The organism is Bullifex sp. (assembly GCF_034103065.1).
In the GTDB taxonomy this organism is placed as follows: Bacteria; Spirochaetota; Spirochaetia; order Sphaerochaetales; family Sphaerochaetaceae; genus Bullifex.
On sequence record NZ_JAXEGN010000253.1, the window covers coordinates 1 to 12,258 of the forward strand.

The following is a 12,258-nucleotide window of genomic DNA, read 5'->3' on the forward strand; positions in this document are numbered from 1 at the left end:
ATGTAGTGTTGTACCTGAAATTGTTAGGACTATGCCTCAAGTTTTATTTGTTACAGAAAGTGAGCTAGCAGATGAATTTGAACTCCCAGATAATGTTACAAGGATAGCTTGGAACTATAGTGATAATAGGGATAAAGAAAGTATCGTACTTAATCTTCTTAAAAACCATCAACGAAGTAAAAATATGCCATTCTTGTGTTTTAATGTTGAACCTTCATCTCTTGATTTATGGTCAACTTTAAAAACTGGAACACATGACAGTATTGATGGAACTATTCTTATTTTAGGAAATCTTCCTAATGGACTTTCTAAGCTTTCTTCTTTTGGAAGTTTTTTGAATGTTAAAGATGGTGATGAGCTATTAAACTACTCATCTACTCCTGCCATGATTATTCTTTGTTCTGAATCATTTGAACTTGTTATACAAATTAGAAAGGAAAAGAGATTTGCAAAAGTACCTGTCTTGATGGTTAAAGATCACTTTGTAGATGGTGAAATTGATAAAATTGCACAGCTTCCTAACTTAATAATTTGTAATTCCTGTTTATGCGATTCAGATGAATTTATTTCAAGGTTAATTGGAATCTTTGGTGGAAATGTAATATTGCCTCCTTTAACAGGTGCTTTAGTAAAGAAAGCAATTGGTTTCTTGAATAAGAAAGCAACTTGTCAAATCTCTAGATGGCAACTCGCTGAATATGTGAATATTAGTGAAGATTACTTAACTAGAATATTTAAAAAGGATATGGGGCTTTCTCCTTGGGATTATTTAAATAGATATAGAGTTCAGCTTGCAACTGAGATGCTTACCCAAACGGGAGCAACAATAAATGAGGTTGCAAATGCTACAGGTTTCCAAGATCAAGCATACTTTTGTAGAGTATTTAAGAAAATTAAATCAGTTTCACCAGGTCAAATTAGAAATAGAACTTAATATTTTGGGTGGATAGGTTCCTATCTGCCCTTCTTTTTTTATGTATAAAACCGTTATCATATCTGAATTGTGCAATAAGAAGTTTGCAAAGTTTGAAAAAACCATAAGATACTGAATCTACTGGTTGAGAAAGGCTATTTGGCTATGCTTTTCAAATATTTTTGTTTTTGGTGATGCAATTATTTGTTTTTTTGTTGCGTTGCCTCAAAAGCGAATTTAAAATTGTATTAAGGGGGTGCAAAAGGAGTGAATTCCAGTATTAGGAAATATCAGTCTATCGATTTGATGTTTTGGAGTATTCTCCTTTTTGTTTTTGAGTTCATTGTTGTAAAGGCTGGATTTGTTTGGTTTTCAAACCAGCTTTGGACGCTTTCTATAGTGCCTGCACTAACTGCAATAGTGTATATGAGGTGGGGCATTTATGGTGTTTTTTATAGCGTTATTGGGGGCATCGCAATTTGTTTTGCAAGTGGTGCAAATAATCAGCAATACTTAATTTACTGCCTTGGAAATATGTTTTCCGTAGTGCTTTTTCTTATGGAAAAGCTTATTGGAAAGGAAAAGATTAGAGAAAGCGTATTAGCTTCTATAGTCTTTGGATTAGTATCTGCTTTATCTATGCAGATTGGACGAGGAGTCGTCTCAGCACTCTTTGGAAATGGTTTTGATATGATAGTAAGCTTTATCGCTACTGATATCATTTCTACATTGTTTGCTGTAATTATCGTCTGGATTGCTAGGAAGCTAGATGGAGTATTTGAGGATCAAATTTCGTATTTGGTACGTGTTAACAACGAAGAAAAAGATAAAGGGGGTAGAGAATGAAGGTAGATGCATCGGACTATTTAATGTATGATGCCAAGACCAAGACCTACAGAGAAAATCCCGAGCAAAGAGTAAGGGATGACGTCGAGAAGCACTATTGGCTTCACGTCGGAAGAACCATCGTAAAGGACTGGAGACTATATGTTATGCTAGTTCCAATGTTGGTTGTATTCCTTCTTTGGAGATATTTCCCAATGTATGAGCTCCTTGGCTGTTTTAAGGTTTATGACCAGGTTCTTCCTGTTTCAGAGCAGCTATTCTCAGGTTTTTCATACTTTAAACGTCTTATAGCAGGTGGAGACGCTCTTTCTGCAGAGTTCTGGAGAGCATTAAGGAATACATTCCTTCTTTCTTTCTATGGCCTTTGCTTTGGTTTCCCTGTTCCAATCATACTTGCTTTATTCTTTAACGAAGTTAAGTCAAACATTGCAAGAAGTGTTTTCCAAGTACTCACATATCTTCCAAAGTTTATGTCTACTGTAGTAATGACTTCTCTTGTAACAATGCTTGTTAAGCAGGGTTCTCTTACTTCTAGCTATGGTATTGTTTCACAGCTTTTAGAAAATCTTGGTTTAATTTCTCATGAACTTGCAAATAGTGGTCTTTTAAATGATCCAAGATTCTTCAGAGGTATTTACCAACTTTCAGGTATTTGGGAAGAAGCTGGTTATGGTTCTATCGTATACTTTGCTGCAATTATTGCTATTAGCCCAACAAGCTATGAAGCAGCTCAAATTGACGGTGCAGGAAAGATGAGTCAGATGAGATACGTAGTATTACCATGTATTTTATCAACAATCGTAATCATGCTTATCACAAAGATTGGTTCATTGCTTTCTATCGGTTATGAAAAGGTTCTCCTCCTCTATAACCCAAATACATATGTAACTGCTGATGTAGTATCAACATTTGCTCAGAGATATGGTCTTGAGGGTGCTGCTAAGGGTATCGCTACTGCAGCTGAAATGATGAACAACGTAATCGGTATGCTCCTCGTTATTGGTGCAAATACAATAGCAAGAAAAGCATCAGACGTATCACTTTATTAATGGGGAGAAGGTAAAATGAAAAGAAAACTTGAAACAACCGAACTCATCTTCAAGATTATCAGCTATACACTACTTACTATGTTTGCAATTGGATGTTTATATCCTTTCTTATATGCAATCGCATCATCAATAAGTGGTAGAAGAGCAGTAGAGTATTCAGAAGTTGTTCTCTTCCCAAAGGATATTCAGTTTGAAGCATTTGGACAAATGTTTACAAACAATATGTTCTGGAATGCTTATTCTAATACTCTTTTTATTACTTTCTATGGTACTGTTTGGGCTTTAGGATATTCTATTCTTGGTGCATATGCTCTTTCTAAAAAGAGACTTCTATTCAGAAAGACCTTTAACTTCTTCCTTGTATTCACAATGTGGTTTAGTGCAGGTATCGTTCCTCAGTATCTTAACTACTTAAATACAAAGGATGTATTTAATGCTGTTGGTATCATGGATGATAAGTGGCTCGTAATCATCGCCATGGGTATGGCTGCGATGAACGTAATTCTTTTGAGAAACGCTTTTGAAGGTGTTCCATCAGAAATTGAAGAAGCTGCAATTGTTGATGGTGCAACAGAATTCCAGGTTCTTTCTAAGGTTTATATTCCGATGAGTAAATCTACTATTGCTACAGTAGCTCTCTTCTTCGGTATCTCAAGATGGAATGGATACTTCTGGGCTCGCCAGATGATTTCCAACTCCAACGAGCATCCTCTCATGGTATTCATCAGACTTACACTTGAAGAGTATACAGACCCTGAAGTAATGAGTGGATGGAACCAAGCTTATGCATCTGACTCAGTAATTTACGCATTGATCGTATGTTCAATCGTTCCTATCCTTGTTATCTATCCGTTTATCCAGAAGTATTTTGCTAAGGGTACAAACGTTGGTGGTGTAAAGGAATAATAGATTTGTTAATTAATATTGGAGGCAATTTAATGAAAAAAACTATCGTTAAAGTCTTAGTTATCTCCTTAATGCTTTGTACACTCATCGCATGTGGTGGTAGTAAAAAGACTATTGCTGTTCAGCAGACAGCAGCTCCTGCTCAGACAACTACTCAAACAGCAGCTCCTGCTCAGACAGTTACTAAGGCAGAAACTGTTGCAGCTCCTGTACAGGAAGTAAAGAAACTTGAATATGCTGAAGGTACAGTACTCAGAATGGCTACTGGTTACAACAGCAAGAAAACAGGTTTAACTTTTGATGCAGACACAGCTAAAGACGGTATCGAACTTGCTGGAAAGATTTATCGCGCAGGCGATTTAAAGCCAACTTGGGTTGAAGTACAGAACGTACTTGGAATCAAGTTCGAAGATAAATATCAGGGTAACTCAGCAACTAACGAGCTCAAGTATTGGGCAGAAAAGCTTGGTGATGTTGATATGGTATCAGGTAACGCAACTTCTCTCGTAGAATATGGTGATAAGGGTGCTTTCGTTGATATCGCTAAATATCTCGACCAAATGCCTAACTTTAAAGCTTACTTAGATGCAAACCCAATTGTAAGACTTTCTATCACAGGTAACACATCAACAGGTGCTATTTACTTCTCACCTTACTTTGATGGTGTAAACGATATTGAAAGAATGCCTCTTATGAGAACTGACTGGGTTGTAAAACTTCTCGATGGTGAAGGTGCTTTCACAGCTGCTAAGTCAGGTACTTTAAAGGCTGCCGCTTATACTCCTTACATGCCAGAAAGTGGTAAGGTTACAGTTGATACAGTTAAGGCTGATGGTAGTGGCGTATTTGCTCTTACAAAAGACTATGACAAAGCTGGTAACATCGTAGCAAAGATGAATGCAGCTCTTGCAAAGGGTAGTGTTAGTGGTGTTGATGCTGTTAACATGCTCAGAACTTATATCGATGAAGCATACAATGGCTACTATGGCACAACAAGATCTAATCTCTTTGTTGGTCAGGATGCAGCATGGGATGTTGATGAACTCGTTGCTCTTTTAAGATGTGTTGTTGCTAATGCTCAGACTCTTAATGGTACAGATGTAGTTCAGGGTCTCTTCTCACGTGAAGATGCTAACAACCAGAGAAGAGTAGACCTCTTCAGATTTGCTGGTACACTCTTTGGTGTTCGCGGTCTTGAATCAAGACAGGATTACCTCTACTTCGGTTCAGATGGTAAGCTCTATGATGCACGCCAGATGGAAGCTACATATAAGGCAATGGAAAAGATGAACCAGATGGCTCAGGAAGGTCTCATTTCTCAGTCATTCATGGATTCTTCAGCTGAAACATCAGCTAAGATGCTTGAAAATGACCTTGGCTTCATGAGCTACGACTACAACCAGACTCAGACTATCATGAATGAAACAAAGCTTCAGGATGGCGAGAAGTACATGGCTGTAATGGTTCCTGTAGCACGCTGGTATGATGGTTCAAATGCAGATGGTGTTTACATGAGATTCACAGAGTCTTGGAGATCTGTAAAGACTGATGGTTGGGCAATTAGTAAGGCTGGTGTTGGTAACGATACTAACAAGCTCAATGCAGCTCTTGCTCTTATCGACTATGCATATAGCCCAGAAGGTATGATTCTCATGAGCTATGGTCCTAAGGAATTCATTAAGACTAATGCAGATGGTAGCTATGTAACATTCTCATTCAACGGTCAGCAGATGCCAGTTATCGCAGATGTTACACAGGAACTCTTATGGAAGCTCACAAGTGGTAACTATACTAACTTCGCAAGAATGTACCTTGGATCAACTCTCTCATTCGCAAAGAGCCAGGCATTCGAATATCAGTGCACACACGAAGTAGGTAAGGAAGGTGCTGGTCACATTTCTACAGCTATTGGTCTTGGTACTATTAAGCACCCAGAGCTTGCTGTTACATCTAACCTTTGGTATGCATCAGTTCCTACAACTCTCCCAACAACTTCAGTTGAGACAGATACAGTTAACCAGTACACAGAGCTCCAGAATCAGTTCAACCAGCAGAAGGGTAAAGTAAATATCCTCGTTGATCAGATTGCTAAGGGTTATACACTTGAAGGATGTTCTTCAGCTGCTACAACTGTTAACAAAGTTACTAACGAATGGGGTGGTTCTCAGTACCTCTTTATCAAGCAGGGTGCATGGAATCGTCTTCTCAAGTTCTATTCTCAGCTCTAAGCTAAGAAAATAAAAATCTATCTATCCTATGCGAAAGGCCCCACCTTTCGCATGGGGAATTAAAAAAATAAAAAAATAAGGAGGAGGGGGTTATGTACAAAAAGCAGATGTTATTTCAAAAGTTGATCTGCTACCTTGCACTGGCTACCGGTTTCGTTGTTTTCCTTTATTCACTTGGAATCATGACGGACCTTTATGACTGTCTTTATTCGACAATGATGGATCCATCAGATCTTACATATACAACAGTGCCTGGCTCCATCGTATACTATAATATGCAGGGATTTAACAAGGCATTCCTGTCTTCATCTATCGTTATGCTCCTGCTGGCATGCCTTCTCTTTGTCACACAGACGAATAACCGCAGAAAGTATTACATAGGTAACTATATTGCAACAGGCCTTTTTGTTGTTGCAACTCTTGTTATCGTTATTTGGGCACACTTCCAGATTCAGGAATTCAGAGGTCAGTGGCTTGCTGTAGATTTTGAAGCTTTGAAGATGCATGCTCAGATGTTTAAACAGAAATATACAGAATCTACATTCTGGTTCGATATCCACTATGGTGTTTTTGCTCTCTGCCTAGTTGAAGTAGGTCTTTTAATCTACAATTGTATTTGGAAGATTAACCTAATGAAAGCAGAGCGTGAGCTCATCGCTAAGGGAGGTGCTGTATGACAGATCAGGATAAACAAATTAAGACTGACCGCATGCGCTTTACAAAGAACAAGTTTTCTTCCAATCTTGCTCTTGTTGCAATTTTATTTGACGTATTTTACTTTGTAAGTATTTATAAGTCAGATGTCAGCACCTACTATTATACACTTGTGATTGGTGCATCAATCATTTATAACCTTGCATTTATGCTTGCAGCATTCCTCTCTTCTGAGGGTGTAAAATCATATGGTGAAAAATTCTGCTATATCCTTATAGCACTTGGCATTATGCAGTTCGTAAGAATCTTCTACATTCCATGGAAAGCTAGTCATTCTGTAGTAACTATTGCTAATGTAGATGTTGTCGTAATGGGTACTGCACAGTTTGTTCGCTGTGCTATCTTCCTTGCGATTTCAGGTATTGCCTGCTTAGTTGCTGCAGTTGTTGGCATCCAGAAGAGCCGCATATTAAATGCTTATATCGCAACTCTCGGTGAAGAGGTCAGGAGGGACTAATGGCTACTTTGAGCTTACAGCATATCGATAAGATATATGATAATAACGTTCAGGCTGTTTTTGACTTCAATTTGGATGTTAAAGATGGTGAACTGATCGTACTTGTAGGACCATCAGGATGTGGTAAATCTACTACATTAAGAATGGTTGCTGGTCTTGAAGATATCTCTAACGGTCATCTTCTTCTTGATGGTAAGGACATTACACAGTCACCTGCTAAAGATAGAGATATGGCAATGGTATTCCAGAACTATGCTCTATATGGTCACATGACTGTTTATGAAAACATGGCATTTTCTTTAACAATGAGAAAGGAAGATCCAAACGTTATTCATAAAAAGGTTCTAGCAGCTGCTGAAATTCTTAATCTTACAACTCAGCTTAACAAAAAACCTAGCCAGCTTTCTGGTGGTCAGAGACAGAGAGTTGCAATGGGAAGAAGTATTGTAAGAACTCCTAAGGTATTCTTATTTGATGAACCACTTTCTAACCTTGATGCTAAGTTAAGAGGTTCTACAAGAAGAGAAATTCTTCTCCTTCATAAGAGACTTAAGGCAACAATGCTCTATGTTACACACGACCAAACTGAGGCATTAACTCTTGCTGATAGAATCGTATGTATGTCTATGGGACATGTTCAGCAGATTGGTACACCTCTTGAGCTTTACGATACACCAGCTAATCTCTTTGTTGCAGGTTTTATTGGTCTTCCTCCAATGAACTTCTTCGATGTAGATGTTAAGAATGGTAGACTCGAAGGAAAAGGCTTTGCTATTCCTCTTGATGATAAGCAAAAGAGAACATTAAAGAATTACGAAGGTAAGACAATTGTTCTTGGTGTTAGACCTGAAAATGTTGTACTTGGTAATGATGTTGGTATTAAAGTAACAACAAATGAAAACCTTGGTATGAATACTCTTGTTCATGGAAACATTGAAGGTGGCTCAAAGATTGTTGGTAAACTTCGTGGCTGGTGTGATTATAAGAATGGTGATAATGTTAAAGTATCATTCGATAGAATGCACTTCTTTGATAAAGAAACAACTAACGCTATCAGAGGGGAGGTTTGATTATGGGCTCAAGAAAAGGTATTAAAGAATGGCTCAGAAAGAAGGTAGTAGGTATCAAGCGTAATCCTCAGAAGATTGGTCTGATTGCATTTGCAATTACATTTATTTACTATTCTTTGAATTTAACATGTATTTCAAATACAACAGCTAAAATTCAGGGTTCAGGAATGGGACTTTGTGGCTTTGTTACAATGCTTTTATCTATTCTTAGCTTACTCTGTTATTCAAACTCTTTCCCAAGAAGAAAGAAAGTTAATAAGCCAATGCTTATTATTTTCTTGGTAATGGTTGGTATTATTCTATTTTGTGATTATAGATACAGAGATCTAATTTACTATGCAGTTGCGCTTTCTCCAAATCCAATTGCTGTAACAGATTCAACTTTATACATCTTAGAAGCATATGATATGTTATTCACACATATGATTCTTCTATTTGTATCACTTGTTCTAATGGCACTTGGTCCTGTATTTAAGATTCTCCTTAAGAAGGTTAATACCAATGTTAATATCGATGGTTACGATAAGATGGAAGCTATCGATATTTCAAGTGAGGAGTGATTTAGCTAATGGCAAAACATGAGGATAATATTTACAAGATCAATACTAAAGCAGTAGATGATCTTGTAGATGCTACTCCCGAAAATACTCCGCATTATAGTGAAGAGGAATTAAAGAAATATAGAACTAAGTCAAAGATTCAAATAAGTGGAAAATCTAAAGCATTATTAATTAAGCTTTGGTTTAGTGGTGCAGTTTGTTATTTCTTTATTTGGGGTCTTGGAATGTATATTGCGTCGACTCTTGACCTCTTCTTTGTAACTGCGATAGGTATGGGCTTTGTTAAAGATATTCTAGAAAACAATGCCTTAAGGTGGGTTGCAGATCCTCCAGGATCAAATGATAGATGGATGATGGTACCTAAAAAGAGATATGTTAGTCTTATTTTTAATGTACTTTATTCATTTGTTGTAATGTTCTGTGTCATGATGACCTATGAAGGTGTGAATGGTACTTTAAGTGCTGTCACCGGCCAAACAGAGGGTGTTCTGTTTGGAATCGAACCAGTTACATTTGCTTTGATTTATCTGCTTTTTGATCTCTTTTTTCTTTGGATCAAGCACTTTGCAGCTAAAATCATTGCTGATGCTAGAAGTAAAGTAGAAAAAGGAGACTGATATGCCATACCTTGTTCTTAAAGACATAAATAAGATTTATCCAAATGGCTTCCATGCCGTACATGACTTTAACCTTGAGATTGAAAAAGGTGAATTCATAGTCTTTGTAGGTTCTTCTGGATGTGGTAAATCCACAACTCTCAGAATGATTGCAGGACTTGAGGATATCAGTAAGGGAGAATTCCTTATCGATGGTAAACGTGCAAACGAAAAGGGACCTAAAGATCGTGGAATCGCAATGGTATTCCAGAGCTATGCTCTTTATCCTCAGATGACAGTTTATGATAACCTTGCATTTGGCTTAACACTTGAAGGTATCGATGAAGATGTTATTGAGCAGAAGGTTCAAAATGTTGCTAAGATTTTAGGATTAACAGACTATCTTGATAGACTTCCTAAAGCTCTTTCTGGTGGTCAGAGACAGAGAGTTGCCGTAGGTCGTGCAATTATTAGAAAGGTAGGTATCTTCCTTATGGACGAACCTCTTTCTAACCTCGATGCTAAGCAGAGAGTAACAATGAGAAGTGAGATTTCTGAAATCCACAGAAAGACTGGTGCAACTACTATCTATGTAACTCACGACCAGACAGAAGCTATGACAATGGCTGATAGAATCGTAGTTATGAAGGAAGGTTATATCCAGCAGGTTGGAACTCCTTATGATTTATACTTTAACCCTGTTAACGTATTCGTTGCTGGATTTATTGGCGAGCCTCCAATGAACTTCGTTTCTGCAATACTAAAGGGCGGTAAGATTAACATCGGTAAGAATGTTATCGATTTATCAAAGAAACTCAGCAGTCAAAACCTTAAGCAGTATGAAGGAAAGAAGATTATCTTTGGTTTCAGACCTGAAGCAATCGAGCTAGGAAAGGGCGAAGGTTATCAAATTGATTGTACTGTAGAGTTAACTGAGCTCCTTGGTGATAATACTAACGTTTATGTAGATATCCAAGGTGAAAAGACAATTCTTAAGGTTAATCCACATGATACACCTGAAATGGATAGCAAGATTTCATTCACTATTCCACTCGAGAGTGTATATCTCTTTGATGGCGAAACTGAAAAAGTAATAAAATAGTTTTTCCTTAAAATTTTGTTTAAAATGGCCTTTTTGCTAAGATTAGTTGAAATAGGCCATTTTATTTTTTTGTCATATGTTTTATATCAATTTTTATATCTTTTATTGTGTTGCTATTTGTTGTGTTTAATATAAATATTTACATATCAAGAAAAAATATACACAAAACCTTAAGTTAATATAACTTTACAGTTGTGACTCTTTAGAATATTATAGATAATACATAAATATTCATAGGAGAATAACAATGAAGAAGGCTTTTGCTATTTTAATGATTTGTCTTGTAGCTTTCTCAGCATTTGCACAGGGTGCAGCTGAAGCTCAGGCTAAACAGGTTCTCAAAGTTGGTATGGTTACTGACTCTGGTACAATTGATGACCGCTCATTCAACCAGGGAACATATGAAGGTGTAAAGAAGGCTGCTGAAGAACTTGGTTGGGAGAATACATACCTCCGCCCAACAGGAACAACAACTTCTGATTATGTACAGGCTATCTATGCTCTTTATGATCAGGGTTATACATTTGTTGCTTGCCCAGGATTCCTCTTTGCTGAAGCAGTAGCTCAGGTACAGGGTGAAGTTGAAGATCTTAACCTCGTTATCATCGATGATGCTCTCTCTGCAGGTATTGGTCCTAAGTCTGTTGCTATCGTATTTAAAGAGCAAGAGTCAGGCTTCCTCGCAGGTCTTGCAACAGCTCTCAAGATTGAAACTGGTGATGTAGGTTTCGTAGGTGGTATGGAAATTCCTGCAGTACAGAAGTTCAACTGGGGCTTCCAGCAGGGTGTTAAATATGCTAATGACAACTTCGGTACAACAGTATCAATGAAGCCAGAAAACTTCGTATACTCTGGTTCATTCGCAGACCTCGCTCTTGGTCAGCAGCTTGCTAACGCAATGTATGCTAGAGGCGTAAAGGTAATCTTTGCTGCAGCTGGTGGTACAGGTGTTGGTGCTATCAACGAAGCTAAGAACAGAAGACTTGCTGGTCAGGATGTTTGGGCAGTAGGTGTTGACGTAGACCAGTATTCAGTTGGTGATATGGGTAACGGCCAGTCATGTATCCTTACATCTGCTATGAAGGATGTAGCTGGTGTAGCATATGATATGGTTAAGTCTCTTGCTGATGGTTCATATCCAGGTGGTCAGCTCCTTACTCTCGGTATCAAGGAAGGTAGAGCAGGTATCCCAGCTTCTAACCCTAACTTAACACCTGAAATTGAAGCTAAGGTTGCAGGAGTTGTAGAACTTATCAAGGCTGGTAAGGTTACAATTGCTGACAATGGTAATGGACTTATCAAATAAGTAATTTTTAGCTAACAGTAATAAGGCCGCCTCATATGTCTTGGCGGCCTTTTATGAATCACGTCCGTGCAAAAAGCACGCCTCATTTTGGAGAAGAGATGAGTCACGTAATCGAAATGATTGGAATTCGTAAAGAATTCCCAGGTATCGTTGCTAACGACAATATTACTTTACAAGTTGAAGAGGGAGAAATCCACGCTATTTTAGGTGAAAATGGTGCGGGTAAATCTACTCTTATGTCTATCCTCTTTGGTCTTTATCATGCTGATAAAGGTGTTATTAAAGTAAGAGGTAAAGAAGTTAATATCAAGAGCCCAAATGACGCTTTTGACCTTGGTATTGGAATGGTACACCAGCACTTCCAGCTGGTACATAATTTTACAGTTGCAGAAAATATCATCCTTGGTAAAGAGGGTGGCTTTGTTTATGATATCAAAACTGCATCTAAAAAGATAAAAGAGATATCTGAACGTTATGGCCTTGCTATTGAGCCAGATATGGTAATTGAGGA

The 12,258-nt window shown here is 37.7% G+C and carries 13 protein-coding genes; all 13 read left to right on the forward strand.

Features of this window, described 5'->3' with window-relative positions; all coding sequences use genetic code 11:
* Positions 1 to 934: AraC family transcriptional regulator (locus tag SOY52_RS09665; protein WP_320848748.1), on the forward strand; the 934-nt coding region annotated here is incomplete at its 5' end.
* A gap of 246 nt (positions 935 to 1,180) precedes the next feature.
* Complete coding sequence (locus SOY52_RS09670) at positions 1,181 to 1,759, forward strand: hypothetical protein (protein WP_320848749.1); 579 nt, start codon at positions 1,181 to 1,183, stop codon at positions 1,757 to 1,759.
* Entirely contained in the window at positions 1,756 to 2,808 is a 1,053-nt protein-coding gene (locus SOY52_RS09675; RefSeq protein WP_320848750.1) for an ABC transporter permease, read from the forward strand. The genes SOY52_RS09670 and SOY52_RS09675 overlap by 4 nt, the downstream gene beginning before the upstream one ends.
* 15 nt (positions 2,809 to 2,823) lie before the next feature.
* On the forward strand, positions 2,824 to 3,714 hold the full coding sequence (locus SOY52_RS09680) for a carbohydrate ABC transporter permease (RefSeq protein WP_320848751.1): 891 nt from the start codon (positions 2,824 to 2,826) through the stop codon (positions 3,712 to 3,714).
* Between the two features lie 32 nt (positions 3,715 to 3,746).
* Positions 3,747 to 5,942 (forward strand): hypothetical protein, encoded by a 2,196-nt coding sequence (locus SOY52_RS09685; RefSeq protein WP_320848752.1) that lies wholly within the window; start codon positions 3,747 to 3,749, stop codon positions 5,940 to 5,942.
* Between the two features lie 92 nt (positions 5,943 to 6,034).
* Positions 6,035 to 6,619 (forward strand): hypothetical protein, encoded by a 585-nt coding sequence (locus SOY52_RS09690; RefSeq protein WP_320848753.1) that lies wholly within the window; start codon positions 6,035 to 6,037, stop codon positions 6,617 to 6,619.
* The gene (locus SOY52_RS09695) at positions 6,616 to 7,113 is read left to right on the forward strand and encodes a hypothetical protein (protein WP_320848754.1); all 498 of its coding nucleotides are present in this window, start codon (positions 6,616 to 6,618) and stop codon (positions 7,111 to 7,113) included. The genes SOY52_RS09690 and SOY52_RS09695 overlap by 4 nt, the downstream gene beginning before the upstream one ends.
* Positions 7,113 to 8,183: a sn-glycerol-3-phosphate ABC transporter ATP-binding protein UgpC gene (locus SOY52_RS09700; protein WP_320848755.1), complete on the forward strand. Its 1,071-nt coding sequence runs from the start codon at positions 7,113 to 7,115 to the stop codon at positions 8,181 to 8,183. Before SOY52_RS09695 ends, SOY52_RS09700 begins: the two co-directional genes overlap by 1 nt.
* Positions 8,184 to 8,185: 2 nt before the next feature.
* On the forward strand, positions 8,186 to 8,743 hold the full coding sequence (locus tag SOY52_RS09705) for a hypothetical protein (protein ID WP_320848756.1): 558 nt from the start codon (positions 8,186 to 8,188) through the stop codon (positions 8,741 to 8,743).
* 8 nt (positions 8,744 to 8,751) lie between these two features.
* Positions 8,752 to 9,360, forward strand: coding sequence for a hypothetical protein (locus tag SOY52_RS09710; protein WP_320848757.1), 609 nt, complete (start codon positions 8,752 to 8,754; stop codon positions 9,358 to 9,360).
* A 1-nt stretch (position 9,361) separates the two neighbouring features.
* On the forward strand, positions 9,362 to 10,441 hold the full coding sequence (locus SOY52_RS09715) for a sn-glycerol-3-phosphate ABC transporter ATP-binding protein UgpC (RefSeq protein WP_320848758.1): 1,080 nt from the start codon (positions 9,362 to 9,364) through the stop codon (positions 10,439 to 10,441).
* Positions 10,442 to 10,688: 247 nt separating this feature from the next.
* Positions 10,689 to 11,747 carry a BMP family ABC transporter substrate-binding protein gene (locus SOY52_RS09720; protein ID WP_320848759.1) on the forward strand — a complete coding sequence of 353 codons (1,059 nt, stop codon included), beginning with the start codon at positions 10,689 to 10,691 and terminating at the stop codon, positions 11,745 to 11,747.
* 98 nt (positions 11,748 to 11,845) lie between these two features.
* On the forward strand, positions 11,846 to 12,258 hold a 413-nt coding region (locus SOY52_RS09725; protein WP_320848760.1), incomplete at its 3' end, for an ATP-binding cassette domain-containing protein.

What these genes read in the sequence shown, in the direction of transcription:
- SOY52_RS09690 (WP_320848753.1), top strand. Translation starts at nt 6,035, where the DNA reads ATGTACAAAAAGCAGATGTTATTTCAAAAGTTGATCTGCTACCTTGCA.
- SOY52_RS09710 (WP_320848757.1), top strand. Translation starts at nt 8,752, where the DNA reads ATGGCAAAACATGAGGATAATATTTACAAGATCAATACTAAAGCAGTA.
- SOY52_RS09675 (WP_320848750.1), top strand. Translation starts at nt 1,756, where the DNA reads ATGAAGGTAGATGCATCGGACTATTTAATGTATGATGCCAAGACCAAG.
- SOY52_RS09700 (WP_320848755.1), top strand. Translation starts at nt 7,113, where the DNA reads ATGGCTACTTTGAGCTTACAGCATATCGATAAGATATATGATAATAAC.
- SOY52_RS09705 (WP_320848756.1), top strand. Translation starts at nt 8,186, where the DNA reads ATGGGCTCAAGAAAAGGTATTAAAGAATGGCTCAGAAAGAAGGTAGTA.
- SOY52_RS09685 (WP_320848752.1), top strand. Translation starts at nt 3,747, where the DNA reads ATGAAAAAAACTATCGTTAAAGTCTTAGTTATCTCCTTAATGCTTTGT.
- SOY52_RS09720 (WP_320848759.1), top strand. Translation starts at nt 10,689, where the DNA reads ATGAAGAAGGCTTTTGCTATTTTAATGATTTGTCTTGTAGCTTTCTCA.
- SOY52_RS09680 (WP_320848751.1), top strand. Translation starts at nt 2,824, where the DNA reads ATGAAAAGAAAACTTGAAACAACCGAACTCATCTTCAAGATTATCAGC.
- SOY52_RS09715 (WP_320848758.1), top strand. Translation starts at nt 9,362, where the DNA reads ATGCCATACCTTGTTCTTAAAGACATAAATAAGATTTATCCAAATGGC.
- SOY52_RS09695 (WP_320848754.1), top strand. Translation starts at nt 6,616, where the DNA reads ATGACAGATCAGGATAAACAAATTAAGACTGACCGCATGCGCTTTACA.